General features: G+C 50.3%; 16 protein-coding genes. 9 read left to right on the top strand and 7 right to left on the bottom strand.

Annotated elements, in window-relative coordinates; all coding sequences use genetic code 11:
• Nucleotides 1-15: 15 nt before the first annotated feature.
• Entirely contained in the window at nucleotides 16-891 is an 876-nt protein-coding gene (locus F0L74_RS24390; protein WP_149840526.1) for a LysR substrate-binding domain-containing protein, read from the bottom strand.
• Nucleotides 892-996: 105 nt separating this feature from the next.
• Here F0L74_RS24390 and F0L74_RS24385 point away from each other — a divergent pair, with 105 nt between their 5' ends.
• From F0L74_RS24385 to F0L74_RS24360, 6 genes are all read left to right on the top strand, one after another.
• Nucleotides 997-1,410 (top strand): cupin domain-containing protein, encoded by a 414-nt coding sequence (locus tag F0L74_RS24385; protein WP_188316141.1) that lies wholly within the window; start codon nucleotides 997-999, stop codon nucleotides 1,408-1,410.
• Between the two features lie 40 nt (nucleotides 1,411-1,450).
• Nucleotides 1,451-1,834: a tautomerase family protein gene (locus tag F0L74_RS24380; protein WP_149840524.1), complete on the top strand. Its 384-nt coding sequence runs from the start codon at nucleotides 1,451-1,453 to the stop codon at nucleotides 1,832-1,834.
• A gap of 276 nt (nucleotides 1,835-2,110) precedes the next feature.
• Complete coding sequence (locus F0L74_RS24375) at nucleotides 2,111-3,616, top strand: S8 family peptidase (RefSeq protein ID WP_149840523.1); 1,506 nt, start codon at nucleotides 2,111-2,113, stop codon at nucleotides 3,614-3,616.
• Nucleotides 3,617-3,783: 167 nt separating this feature from the next.
• Nucleotides 3,784-4,146, top strand: coding sequence for a hypothetical protein (locus F0L74_RS24370; protein ID WP_149840522.1), 363 nt, complete (start codon nucleotides 3,784-3,786; stop codon nucleotides 4,144-4,146).
• A 45-nt stretch (nucleotides 4,147-4,191) separates the two neighbouring features.
• The gene (locus F0L74_RS24365; RefSeq protein WP_149840521.1) at nucleotides 4,192-4,569 is read left to right on the top strand and encodes an SRPBCC domain-containing protein; all 378 of its coding nucleotides are present in this window, start codon (nucleotides 4,192-4,194) and stop codon (nucleotides 4,567-4,569) included.
• A gap of 111 nt (nucleotides 4,570-4,680) precedes the next feature.
• Entirely contained in the window at nucleotides 4,681-5,325 is a 645-nt protein-coding gene (locus F0L74_RS24360) for a phosphatase PAP2-related protein (RefSeq protein WP_149840520.1), read from the top strand.
• Here F0L74_RS24360 and F0L74_RS24355 read toward each other — a convergent pair.
• Both F0L74_RS24355 and F0L74_RS24350 read right to left on the bottom strand, forming a co-directional pair.
• Entirely contained in the window at nucleotides 5,320-6,816 is a 1,497-nt protein-coding gene (locus F0L74_RS24355) for an FAD-binding protein (RefSeq protein WP_149840519.1), read from the bottom strand. The two genes, F0L74_RS24360 and F0L74_RS24355, sit on opposite strands and share 6 nt — an antisense overlap.
• 39 nt (nucleotides 6,817-6,855) lie before the next feature.
• Nucleotides 6,856-7,182: a Bor/Iss family lipoprotein gene (locus tag F0L74_RS24350; RefSeq protein WP_149840518.1), complete on the bottom strand. Its 327-nt coding sequence runs from the start codon at nucleotides 7,180-7,182 to the stop codon at nucleotides 6,856-6,858.
• Nucleotides 7,183-7,423: 241 nt separating this feature from the next.
• Here F0L74_RS24350 and F0L74_RS24345 point away from each other — a divergent pair, with 241 nt between their 5' ends.
• Nucleotides 7,424-8,218 (top strand): aminoglycoside 6-adenylyltransferase, encoded by a 795-nt coding sequence (locus F0L74_RS24345; protein ID WP_149840517.1) that lies wholly within the window; start codon nucleotides 7,424-7,426, stop codon nucleotides 8,216-8,218.
• Here F0L74_RS24345 and F0L74_RS24340 read toward each other — a convergent pair.
• Nucleotides 8,215-8,634: a DUF1801 domain-containing protein gene (locus F0L74_RS24340; protein WP_149840516.1), complete on the bottom strand. Its 420-nt coding sequence runs from the start codon at nucleotides 8,632-8,634 to the stop codon at nucleotides 8,215-8,217. The two genes, F0L74_RS24345 and F0L74_RS24340, sit on opposite strands and share 4 nt — an antisense overlap.
• A gap of 428 nt (nucleotides 8,635-9,062) precedes the next feature.
• Between F0L74_RS24340 and F0L74_RS24335 the strand changes: the two genes are divergently transcribed.
• Entirely contained in the window at nucleotides 9,063-9,746 is a 684-nt protein-coding gene (locus F0L74_RS24335; RefSeq protein ID WP_246197806.1) for a phosphatase PAP2 family protein, read from the top strand.
• On the opposite strand, the gene F0L74_RS24330 is transcribed toward F0L74_RS24335, so the two are convergent.
• Nucleotides 9,694-10,428: an SGNH/GDSL hydrolase family protein gene (locus F0L74_RS24330; protein WP_149840515.1), complete on the bottom strand. Its 735-nt coding sequence runs from the start codon at nucleotides 10,426-10,428 to the stop codon at nucleotides 9,694-9,696. The two genes, F0L74_RS24335 and F0L74_RS24330, sit on opposite strands and share 53 nt — an antisense overlap.
• Nucleotides 10,429-10,485: 57 nt before the next feature.
• Nucleotides 10,486-10,851 (bottom strand): YciI family protein, encoded by a 366-nt coding sequence (locus tag F0L74_RS24325; RefSeq protein WP_149840514.1) that lies wholly within the window; start codon nucleotides 10,849-10,851, stop codon nucleotides 10,486-10,488.
• 127 nt (nucleotides 10,852-10,978) lie between these two features.
• Between F0L74_RS24325 and F0L74_RS24320 the strand changes: the two genes are divergently transcribed.
• Entirely contained in the window at nucleotides 10,979-11,422 is a 444-nt protein-coding gene (locus F0L74_RS24320) for a VOC family protein (protein WP_149840513.1), read from the top strand.
• Here F0L74_RS24320 and F0L74_RS24315 read toward each other — a convergent pair whose 3' ends face one another.
• Entirely contained in the window at nucleotides 11,423-12,394 is a 972-nt protein-coding gene (locus tag F0L74_RS24315; RefSeq protein ID WP_149840512.1) for an SRPBCC family protein, read from the bottom strand.
• Nucleotides 12,395-12,406: the final 12 nt, after the last annotated feature.

Here is a 12,406-nt window from a genome sequence, read left to right as displayed (position 1 = left end):
AAAGAAACCGTTTTTTTATGTCTTCCGGATAGATTGGATCTGTTCCCGGATCGTTTCTGTTAAGATCTCCGCCAGGCGGGCCACTGCCGGGGCGGGGTGCTGCTGTTGGTGCTGCAGGAAAATATAAATAAAGGGTAGGGGTGGCAGCCCGGCGTTCAGCGTCTTGCATCCAGCAGGCATGCCTATTTCCGTGCGCAGGGTCAGACCTAATCCGGCTTGTGCCGCGGCCCATAAACCGGCCAGGCTGTGGCTGGTGAGCACCGCACGCCAGGAGCGTTGCACCTGGTCCAGGGCATCCAGCCCGGCCTGCCGTATAATACAGGGCGCTTCAAACAGCAGGAGGGGAAGGGGCTGTTCCGCATTCACACGGGTATTGGCATTGCCTATCCAGCGGAGGGGGAGGCGTCCTATCAGCGTGCCCTCTTGCGGTGGCTGCATATCCAGGTTCACGATCAGGTCCAGTTGGCCGGATTGCAGCTGTTGTATAAGAACGAACTGCCGGTCTATCATAACGGTGATCTGCACCTGTGGATATACGGCGGCAAAGCGGGCCAGTATCACCGGCAGCTCGCTTTCTGCAAAATCAGCGGGTAAGCCCAGGCGTACCTGCCCTTCCAGTTGCGTGTCGTTCAGCGCGCGTACTGCCCGGTCGTTGATGTCCAGCAATTGTTTGGCATAACCTAGCAGCAGCTCCCCGGTGGCGGTAAGGCGCCAGCCGCGGCCCTGTTTGATGAACAGGGGCTGCCCGGTCATTTCTTCCAGCCGTTGCATCTGCAGGCTTACGGCGGATTGGGAGCGGGCCACCCGGTCCGCGGCTTTGGCAAAGCTGTCCAGGTCCACCGCCAGCACAAAAGTGCGCAGCAGGTCCAGGTCCATTACATCACCTATCATACTTTAATAATATTAAAGTGAGAGATCAGATCTTTCAATATCGCAAAAGTATGAAATTGCCCTAATTTTGAGCCCACGCCGGCGTTCAATTAAACTTCAATGACTATGCAAACTTTTTCCAAATGGCTGTATGCTGGTCTGGCCGTATTGGGTGGGGGACAGGCGTCCGCCCAGTCACAAACGCCGGCTGGCATCCTTCGCAAGACATTATTGGAGCAACAGCTGCCGGCTACCACTGTAGAAACAGTACGGATGGACGGGCTTACGCTGGGCCCGGGAGCGGGCGCGCCGGATCATTATCATCCCTGTGAGGTTTATGGCTATGTAGTAGAAGGGCAGATCCTTTACCAGGTACATGGGCAGGAGCCGGTACTGCTGCATGCGGGAGATAGCTTTCGCGAAGCGGCCGGCGAGCGGATCACGGTATTCAAAAATGCGCTGACGGATAAGCCCAGTAAGTTCATTGCTATCTACCTGGCAAAAAAGGGGCAGTCATTGATAAAATTCACGGATCAATAACCGGTCCGGCCACGCTAATTAATCACGAATAACTTTTATTATGCCTTTTGTAAAGATCAACCTCCCGCAAAGCACGCTGCCGGAGGAAAGGAAAGCTATTTCACATGCAGTGCATGAAAGCTTAATGACACACTTCACCATACCTGCGGATGATTATTTCCAGGTAGTGCATGAGCTAGGCGGTAACGACCTCTTATTTCCGGCCAGTTATATGGGCGTTCCTCATACGCCTAAGCTGGTGTATATAGAGATCACCGCCAGGGCCGGCCGCAGCGTGGAAGCAAAAAAAGCGCTCTATCATGATATTGCGAAGAAGATCGCCGCCACCACGGATCTCTCTATTAACGATGTGATCATCATTCTCACAGAAAACGTATCGGAGAACTGGTCTTTTGGACAAGGCATTGCGCAAATGGTCAGCTGATCCATCCTTCCGCTAAAACAAAGGGCTACCGGTATTTACCGGTAGCCCTTCTTGCATGAATATGCAGTTCGCATTAAATTTTTATTCCTCGCCTGCTTAAAGTTTTTTATTCTGAATAATTTAAGTACATTCAATTAGCCCTATGTGTAACTGTATATAAGAGTCATACGCACGTTCCATTAATCACAGAATAGAGCAACCAAAAAAGTAGAGCACCAATCTGTTAGTACCGTTTTTTAATCTCGATTTTGTTAATCATTAAAATTTGATCACTTTATGAAGAGAAATCCACTATTGCGTCTTGCGTTACCCCTAATGATGCTTATTGTTGTTGCCTCCTGTAAAAAAGACCTGCACGAGATCAACGGCACCCTGAACCGTAATTCCAGGGGACCAAAACAAGACAGAGGTTTTATCATCATCGCCAAAGAAGGCGTAAAGCTTGATGCCATTTCTGCCAGCCTGGAGAAAATAGGCGCAAGGAATTTCAAATTAAAAGAAGCTATCCCGGAACTGGGCCTTATCCACGTACAGACCCCGGATCCTTCCTTCCCTGAAAAAGCAAGGAAGATCCAGGACGTAGAAGCGGTGGCTATAGACTTAGTGCAGAACTGGCGCCTCCCGGGTAAATTTTACCGCTCTTCCGTGAAGGCAGGCCGGTCCGCTGCCAATGCAGCCGGAAAGGGAAAGGCCCTCATTAATACGAATCCATATAGCTTCCTCCAATGGGGCCTTAACTCCATAAAAGCGCCCCAGGCCTGGCAAAAAGGCTACCAGGGAGAAGGCGCTAAGGTTGCCGTACTGGATGGCGGTTTCCTGCTCAATGATGAGGAAATAGCCCCCAACATTATCTTAACCCACAATTTTATTGAAGGAGAAGAAGTACAGTATCACGGCGCCGACGGCTTTAGCCATGGCACCCACGTAGCCGGTACTATTGCTGCGCTGGATGATGAAGTGGGCGTAGTAGGCGTAGCGCCCAAAGCTAAACTGATCCTGGTAAAAGTATTGTCAGATGAAGGTTCCGGCCCTTGGAGCGGTATCATAGATGGTATCTTCTATGCCGTAAACCATGGCGCAAATGTTATTAACATGAGCCTGGGCGGCGAACTGCCCCGCAAAACATTTACGGATGATAACGGTACCCCGGATGATCCCTCCGATGACATGGTAGTGGAATATGACCGCGACATAAAAGACCTGGTAAAGGCTATGAACAGGGCTACCCTGTACGCCAACCTGCTGGGTACTACCGTAATAGCTGCTGCTGGTAATGACGCCTACAACTACGATGTAGAAAAGCGTTTTATCACCTACCCGGCTGCTTGTCTGGGCGTGATCTCCATTTCTTCCAACGGTCCGCTGGGCTGGGGTATTAACCAGGATACCACCCTGTACATCCCCTCTATCTTCACCAACTATGGTAAGAACTTTATCTCCTACGGCGCACCCGGCGGTAACTATACTGATCCCCCGAACTTTACCATTGTAAATGTGGGCGGTATCGTGAACTATGAGTATGTTTTTGACTTTGTGTTCAATATCGGCTCCTGGGATGAAGCCACCAACACTTTCTTCTACACCTGGTCTGCCGGCACCAGCATGGCAGCCCCGCATGCCAGCGCCGTAGCCGCCCTGCTGTATGGTAAATACCGCAGGCTCGCATCGCCCATACTGGTAGATCTTATCTTCCGTAAAAGCTCCAACGACTATGGCACACCCGGTAAAGACGCATTCTTTGGCAACGGCCAGCTGAATGCCGGTAAAGCCGTAAGCTACTAATTAACATCCTGTACTAATAGAAAGGCAAAGAGCTGGCCACGCGTATTGGCCAGCTCTTTTTTTTATGGGGTGACAATGCCCTGAAGTTAAAGCCGGGGCGGCTTTACGCCCTATCTTACGGTTGCAGGCTGGCATTGTTTTTATGGCAATTTCTGTAAAAAGGAGCCATGTTTGAAACTTTATCCATTACCATATTGCTGTGGGCACAGGGGGCCTACTTTGCGATCAGCGGTATCTGGCCCGTTTTACACTACGCCAGTTTTGAAAAGGTGACCGGTCCCAAAACAGATGTATGGCTGGTAAAAACAGTTGGGGCCTTATTATGGCTGATAGGTATGCTGCTGATCGTTGCGGCGATCCGGGGAGAGACCGGCTCCTCCACCATCATCGCCGCTATGGGCAGCGCCGTTATCCTGCTGCTGGTGGATGTGATCTATGTGGTGCGGCAGGTTATCCGCCCCATTTACCTGGCGGATGGAGTGGCGGAGTTTACCCTGCTGGCGCTGTGGAGCATCTGGCTGTTCGCATAATTTAAATACATTTGCGAACGCTTTCCAGGGCGTTAAACTATCGATATGAAGGATTTTAAGCAGCATTTTATTGTTCCGGCCCCGCCGGAAGATGTATACCGGGCACTAACTAACCCGGCTACCATACAGCTTTGGACAGGCGAACCGGCAGAAATGACCACAGAGCCCGGCACAGAGTTCTCCCTGTGGGAAGGCAGCATTGCAGGGCGTAACCTGGAGTTTGTAGAAGACAAGAAGATCGTGCAGCAATGGTATTTTGGCGAGCAGGAAGAGGCGTCCATTGTGACCATTATCCTGCACCCTGACAAAAAAGGCACCTCCGCGGAATTAAAGCATACCAATATCCCCGACGAAGACTACGCAGACATTGTAGAAGGCTGGCGCGATGCCTATTTTGGCGCGTTGATCGATTTTTACGCTTAAACCTTATAAGCATATTTGCCGACAAATTGTAGTAGCCAATAGAAAATAACAATTTGTTTATATGGAGTCTTTACATTAAAATTACACCATATAAGTTGGATACCTGCAACTATGAGTGTTGTTTTAAGACTACAGACATTGAAGAAGAGCTGGAGGCTCTCCTGGGACATCGTGGGATTTAAATCAAAGCTGACTACCTGGTTTATTGGACTGGTCCTGATCTTTGTAACGCTCCCTATCTACTTCGAGTTTATTGAACGCCGTGAGGGAACGGTACTGAATGATTGGGTGCTGGCCAGTATCCCGGCGGTAGATGTCTCTATCCCTATCATGATCCTCATCTGGGGCACCATCTGTTTATTCACGGTGCGTGTTACCGCAAAGCCGGCTAATTTCCTGATCTTTATTATCGCCTATACACTGCTCACGCTTTCCCGCTGCATCACCATCTTTATAGTGCCGCTGGCGCCCCCGGTGAACATGGTTGCCTTAACAGACCCGCTGACCGGCGTGTTTTATGGCGGACAAGCCATCAGTAAAGACCTGTTCTATTCCGGGCATACCTCCCTGTTGTTCCTGATCTTCCTGTGTTGTGAGAAAAAGGCGGACCGCTATATTGCGGGTATCAGCACTTTCCTGGTAGCCATCCTGTTGCTGGTGCAGCATGTGCATTACACTACAGATGTGGTATGCGCGCCTTTATTTGCGGCCATGGCCTATATGGCAGCCCGCAAACTGGCCTATTGTAACTCATAGGCCCCATTCCTGCATGATCTTATTGGTGAATACTTTCATGGCCGCCGGCTCCAGCAGTTGTTGCCGTGCCTGCAGCCATTTGTCCAGGTCTGCGCCATACATTTTCTGCATCCGCGCTGGCGTTAGCTCATTTACCTTACCCCAGTGAAAAGCGTAAGGGATGTTGTGCGCATCCAGCTGTTGCCATACCGCTTTATAGAACTCCTGTGTTTTATCAGAAAAAGCGCCATCCAGCTCCACCACGCAGGTGAAGGGGAAACGCGTAAACGCCAGCAAACCTTTGGACTGTTTAATAAAACGGAAAGCAAACAGCCCGGAGAATGGGCCATCCGGCCCGTTATTCATACTCAGTAATAGGTCTATTACTTCATTCAGCCGTTCTATAGGCACGCCAATGGCGGCGCTTAACAGCTTGCCATGCAGGCTGGTATTGCTGAACATTTCGCTGAGGGTGCCCATTTGTTTGTTATACAGCGTAAGGGAACCGGCCAGCAGTTTATTTACCAGCAGGGGCACCAGCTGGGGTACCGCATTGGTGAGCTTACCTACAAAACAGGGAGCGTCGTCGCCGGGGCCTAAGCCGTTGAGGTTGGGCATAGGCGGTATATAACCATTGCTGAAAGGCCGTTTGTACATGGTGGTCACATACGCGCCTTTTTCAATATCGTAGGGGTTGATGAGCATCTGGAAATGGTAAGGCCGTTCGTTGCCGCAGGGCAGGTTGGCCTGGGAAAAGTCCAGTGTGGAAATAAGCTTACGCAGCGTAGCATCAAAGGGGCGGCGCTCCATATAACCTTCCAGCAGGAACAGGTCCTCTGTTTCCACCATCACGCCATGGATAATACCAAAGCTGCCAAAACTCACCAGGGCGGCGTTAAACAGATCATCATCCCTTTTCAGTTCTGCGCCCAGCTGGGCTACAAAGCTGTCAGAAACAACCGGGTAGGAGGCCCTTTCGAGGTATACATGCTGGTTAGCGCCCGTAACAATATGCAGCCCTACTACAAAATCCTGTACCGCGCCGGTGTCAAATGCAGAGCCGTGCGCGCCGGTGGCAATAACGCCGCAAATGGTTTGTCCGTTACTGGCGCCGGAGGTCTTTAAGGAAAGACCGCGCTGTCGCAGAAAAGCAGATAGCTCCCAGACAGCGGTACCGCATTGCGCCAGGAATAGTTTACTACGGTCGCCGGTATAATTGGGGTGTACGCTGCGGACAGAGATCTCAAAGACGGTGTTGAGCGATTTGGTATCCAGTATCACGCCATCGGTAGCGGCAATGCGCGTCCAGGACCATCCTGAGCCAAGGCCGCGCAGGGTGCTGTTAGTATCGATAGCTTCCTGTATCAGCGCTTGAAAACCTTTGGTGGCGGCATGATAAGTGCTCAGGGCATCACCATCTCCATTAGCCAGTTTATAAAGGTTGCGGATCTCTTGCTTAAACGTCTCGTGCCGGTTCTCCCATTGGGTATCATTGGTTTTGAAAATTTTCATGGGGTACGCTTTTAAAGTTTGGGGTAAGCTGGTGGCCTGTTAAAAAATGCCATTCTTAGGACAAGGTTTGCTGCATTTATACTCCAGTTGTACCGGGCAGTAAATACCCAGCGTGACTACCGTGAGCAGGGCATAACCCAGATTGGTCTTTACCCTTACTTCAGACATGCCCAGAGAGCCCAGTGTGTCACAATCCGGTGTGGTCAACTGTTTGGGGCTTTGCGCCAGGCCCCAGAACCAGTTATGCGCGGTAACTTTTGCTTTCTCTGCGCCTTCTTGCGCATTGGTGGCAATACGGTAAGAATAACAGCCGTTGCCTGCTATACAATACACGGCAAATAAGAGTAGGAATAATAAGTGTTTCATAGCGGTGGGGTGTTGTGGGGTGATATTACAAACACTATAATTTTAATAGCAAAATAACGCATATTGATATGTGTTCCCGCAGCCATCCCATGACTGGCGGCAGCCACTTGCTGCATGGTAGGGACAGACACATAACTGGCGCCAGGGACTGGATGATCGGTATCAGTATAAATTGAGCCTGGGCATTTTCAGCAGGTGATAAGAAATGGGTATTTTTGCTGCGTGCTTTATGCCACCAATTATGATACAACAGGATTTTGCTGACAAGGTAACCGCGTTGTTAAAGAACGACGACCGCGTAATAGGGCTGGCAGCCGCCGGCTCCTGGATCACTAATGAGATAGATATCTTTTCTGACCTGGATCTTGTGCTCATCACCAAAGAAAAAGTAGCTGGCCAGCGCCAGCAGATGATGGATTACGCCCAAAGTTTTGGTCAGCTGCTTAGCGCCTTTACCGGCGAGCATGTGGGAGAGCCCCGGTTACTGATCTGTTTATACGACAATCCGTTGTTGCATGTAGATATTAAGTTCCTGACCCTGCCGGAGTTCCACGAACGGGTAGAGAATCCCGTGTTGTTGTTGGATAAGGACCAGCAACTATCCGGCGTTATTGACAGCACCACCGCGGTATGGCCGGCCCCCGGTTACCAATGGCTGGAAGACCGTTTCTGGACCTGGGTACATTACATATCAGGTAAAATAGGCCGCGGCGAGTATTTCGAAGCATTGGACGGACTCGGTTTTATCCGCGCCAGGGTACTATCCCCGCTGCTGCAGATCAAGAACGGGCAGCAGCCCCGGGCCCTGCGTAAAGTAGAGCAAACGCTTCCCCGCAAAGACCTGGACAACCTGGTTGGCACCATGGCAGACTATGACCCCAGCTCCATTATGGACGCGTTAAAACACAGCGTGCGCTTGTACCGCTACCTAAGGGAACAGCTTTTTACCGCGGATATTGTATTACAGGCAGCTACAGAAAAAAGAAGCCTGGAGTACCTGCAGGAGATCTGCGCCCAGTTGCCAGCAGAAGATTAATCCGGATATTTTGCTTTCATAAAGTTTACACAATAGACTATCAGCTCTTTAAGCACGGAGACATCCACATCCTCCAGCTTTTTTATGTAGATACAGGCTTTACTGGCCTTATGTTTGCCCAGTTTAGGCAGCAGTTTTTCCCGCTCATCGCCGCCGGGCATCACATACAGGGTGAGCGCATCTTTCCGGGGAGAGAAACCGGCTAAAGGAGCGTCGCCTTCATGCCCGCTGTCATATTTGTAGTGATAGCTCCCAAATCCTACAATACTGGGTCCCCACATGACCGGGGGATAACCGGTGGTCTTCTCCATCAGCTCCAGGATGGCATAGGCGTCCCGGCGTTTCCGCTCATCGGGTACGGCGTCCAGGAACGCCTTTACGCTTACATCAGTAGGTTTAGTTTTCTGTTCTGGCATATTGGGATGTTTATCAGCCAAAGATAACAAAGGGAGGGGTGTCCACCCTATTCCGGTACGATCCCTACTTATAGATAACCGGTATATAACCGGTATATAACCCGTATATAACCCGTATGTAACCCGTATATAAGCCGTCCCTTTATAGATACGGGTTATCTACCAGTTAATTACAGATCAGCTACTGATCAGTTAGGGGATATCTATAACTGCATCATGGCATGTCAAGATCTACGCCTCATATATACAATAATTAGCATTGTTTGGACGTTAACCCACGGTAAGCGGTCTCACATGGCAAGAATATTTGCCCGTTTTGAGAGAAATCCTTATTTTAACATTAATATAACTGCTGTAGGATGCAGTACTGTGGCCAGCTACAGAATTTATTCAGAATAGCATAGTAATTTACAGTCTTATACCGTTACATGAGAAAATACCTACAAGCCAGGGCCGGCTGTATCGTGCTGGTTGTGATGTTGTTTCACTGTTCCACTGCCTCTGCGCAGAAGTTTGATCTGAAGCTGTTGAACCATATACGGAACGACAGGAATACCTCTCTCGATGGTATGATGTGTGGCTTTAGCCAAAGCATGTATCCGGTATCTATAGGGGTGCCGCTTGGGCAATTGGTCGTTGGTTATGCGACCGGTAATCAAACCACTATCCGTAATGGCTGGACCAGTACCGCTGCGCTGGGTATAACACTGGTAGCTACCTATGGATTAAAGTATGGGGTACAGCGGCAACGCCCTTATACCAAACATCCGGATATGATCATCCCTGAGAGCTATGGCAGTGATCCTTCCTTTCCTTCCGGTCATACCTCTACCGCCTTTGTAACGGCCACTTCCTTAAGCCTGCAATATCCTAAATGGTATGTGATCGTGCCCTCTTATCTTTGGGCCGGCACGGTAAGCTATTCCCGTATGCACCTGGGCAAGCACTATCCCAGTGATGTGCTGGCTGGTGCGCTCATTGGAACAGGCTCTGCATACCTCACCCATAAAATGGGCCAGTGGCTGGAGGGTAAAAAACACCGCCGGGAGTCTGACTGGTTCAATCCAATAACAGCCGCCTTAAGTACGCCGGGTAGTTCTCCTCAGCCGTAACGCCTATTCCCTGCGTTATACTATCTCCAAAACACACAATGCGCCCCGTGGGCAGCAGATGGTACCGTATGTGATCATACAGCGCCAGCGCCATTACCCGGTAGCCGTCTGCCGTTGGGTGTACGCCATCCTTTGCCTGGCTATTGGCCTCATTGCGTATCAGGCTCGTCCTATCCGTGCCAATATTGCCTATCTGCCGGAACAGGCGCCCTACGTCCAGCAGGGCTGTTTGCCGGGCGGACGCGGTATGCTGTATAATGGCGTTTGTAGCGGTGCGTTTCTTCTCCGGTCCTTCAGTGCCAAAAAACGCCGCCGGATGTCTGCCAAGCAGGTAGGGCGTATGAAAAGGCAACAGGGTCATCATCAGCACCTGGCTGCCGCAGTCCTGGATGCGTGTTACCAGTTCCAGCATGTTGGCCGCATATTCATCCGGTGGCACTGCATTGCCGCTGTTCAGGCTGTCGTTGGTACCGGCCAGTAATATGGTCAGCTCCGGCTGGTGGGAGAGGCAGTCCTTCTCCAGCCGTTTTAGCAGCTGCCGGGTATTATGACCGGCTATGCCGGCATTGATCACAAAAGTATCGTTGATGGGCGGGCGCCGGCGGGCGGCGTTTAAGGATAGTGGCAGGGCGGTGCCCAGTGCCTTAAGGGCTGTATTGGCAATAAACTTTCGCCTGTTCATGGATTCGTACCGTTTAAGCGGGTATCAAGATAGCTAATTACTACCGGAAAACGGCGGCTATTCTGCGGGCATGTGCCAGGGTTGCTGTTGTATGGCATCGCGCAGTTCCCGCACTTCTACGGAGTCGCCGTAATCCAGCCCGGGCCAGGTTTTGGCAATTTCCGCCGCCTCGCGGATGGTGCCGGTCTGTATGATCACATACCCGCAGATCTCCGCATCGCCGGAAACGGGCGCTACCTTACGCCGGGGTGTGCCCTCAATAGGATGGATGGTATAACCGTAATCCCAGAATGTGTGGGCAGTGATATAGCTGCCTTGTTGCGCCTGTTCCTGGCTCCATTGGTCAATAAGCCGGCTCCGTTGTTGTAACGCGTCTTCCGGCGTCGTATCGTTTTGGCGGATGAGTAGGATAAATTCCTGCATGGTTGGTTATTTTGTAGCGGGAGAGGAACAGGGGTAGTGAATATACATAAAATACGGCAGACAACCGTTACATTTGAAGCATAATCCCGCCCCGTTATTGTTTTGCCACCATAAAAACTACACTGTTATGATCACAAAAATGTCGCACACTACCTTATTTGTACTGGACCAGAATAAAGCCTATGATTTTTATGTAAATAAGCTGGGCTTTAAAGTAAATACAGATGTAATGATGGAAGACAGCTGCGAAGACTCCTCCAAGGAAGCCGCGGATGCTGCCTATCGCTGGCTTACTTTGAATCCGCCGGACCAGCCGGACCTGGAGATCATCCTGATGCCGATCGTTGGCCTGGATGAGGAGGCGCAAAAAGCTATACAGCTTTTACTGGACAGGGGCCTGATGGGCGCCGGCGTATTCCAGACGCCGGATTGCCGCGCTACTTATGAGGAACTGAAGGCCAAGGGTGTTGAGTTCAAATCAGAGCCGGTAGAGCAGTTTTATGGTATAGAATGTATTATGTCTGATGGTTGCGGGAACTGGTTTAGTATGACGCAGCCAAAGGCGCATTGATCAGGGTCTTGCTTCTGCCCGCTGTTTTACTACCTGCAAAATATTGCTTTGTATATCCTGCATTATCCACCTGGCCCACCAGCTCGCATAGAAATTAAAGGTGGTGCTAAGTTTAAAATGACTGTACAAATGTAGCCGGTAACCGTTGCCTCCGGGCAGCGCCTGCAATTCATATGTGCCATTCAGTACGTCAAAATAGTCGCCGCCTATCACCACATGTTTATCCATGGTTGTTGATGGGATCTCCTGGGGATTGGCTTTAATGGAAAACACCATTTTCTGCTGATCTTTATAAGAAAGCACCTGCTCATGAAATACCAGGCCTTTGGTAAAGATGGCTTCACGGTAGGCGCCCACACCTTCATAATTTAGTTCTGCCTTAACGGGCCGCGGGAATCCCAGGAATGCCGTGAGCCATCCCTTATCCTGCGCGGCATTAATTTCTTTTACCCGGGTTACATGATCCCATATGGTCTTCGCCGGCGCTTGAATGTCTATATAGGTATAGGCTTTATAAGTACCGGGTATATTACCTATCATACGCTCAATAGGGGAGAGGAGTAAAGGCAGTAAAGTGACGAGTAATATATAGCTGTTCTCTCCCTGGTGTTTTTTGCGTTTTGTGCGCCCGGTTATCATACCTCCCAGGGAAGAAATGGCCAGGAATATGGGTAATGCCATGACCCAGCATGCCCAGCCTTCCAGAGAGATCAACAGGGTGATAACAAAGAAGACCAGTACTGGTACCCATGGCGCAAATATGCAATACCATTTATCTTCCACCTTTTTCATACCCGAAAAATGGATAGTTAGTGCACCCATGGCATAGGGAACGCCAAACAGGAAGGCAATAGACATAACCGAGACCAATGCGCCCAGCGCTTCAATACCAAAAAGTATTCTGCATAACAGGGCTACCAGTAAGGGAATACCAACAATTTTGATGATCCGGGAAATCTTTTCTTTATTCATAGGTATATCTGC

Origin of the sequence: Chitinophaga agrisoli, assembly GCF_008386695.1 — a bacterium.
Classification (GTDB): domain Bacteria; phylum Bacteroidota; class Bacteroidia; order Chitinophagales; family Chitinophagaceae; genus Chitinophaga; species Chitinophaga agrisoli.
Note: the sequence above shows the minus strand (reverse complement) of the source record. Positions and strands in the feature narration are given on the sequence as shown.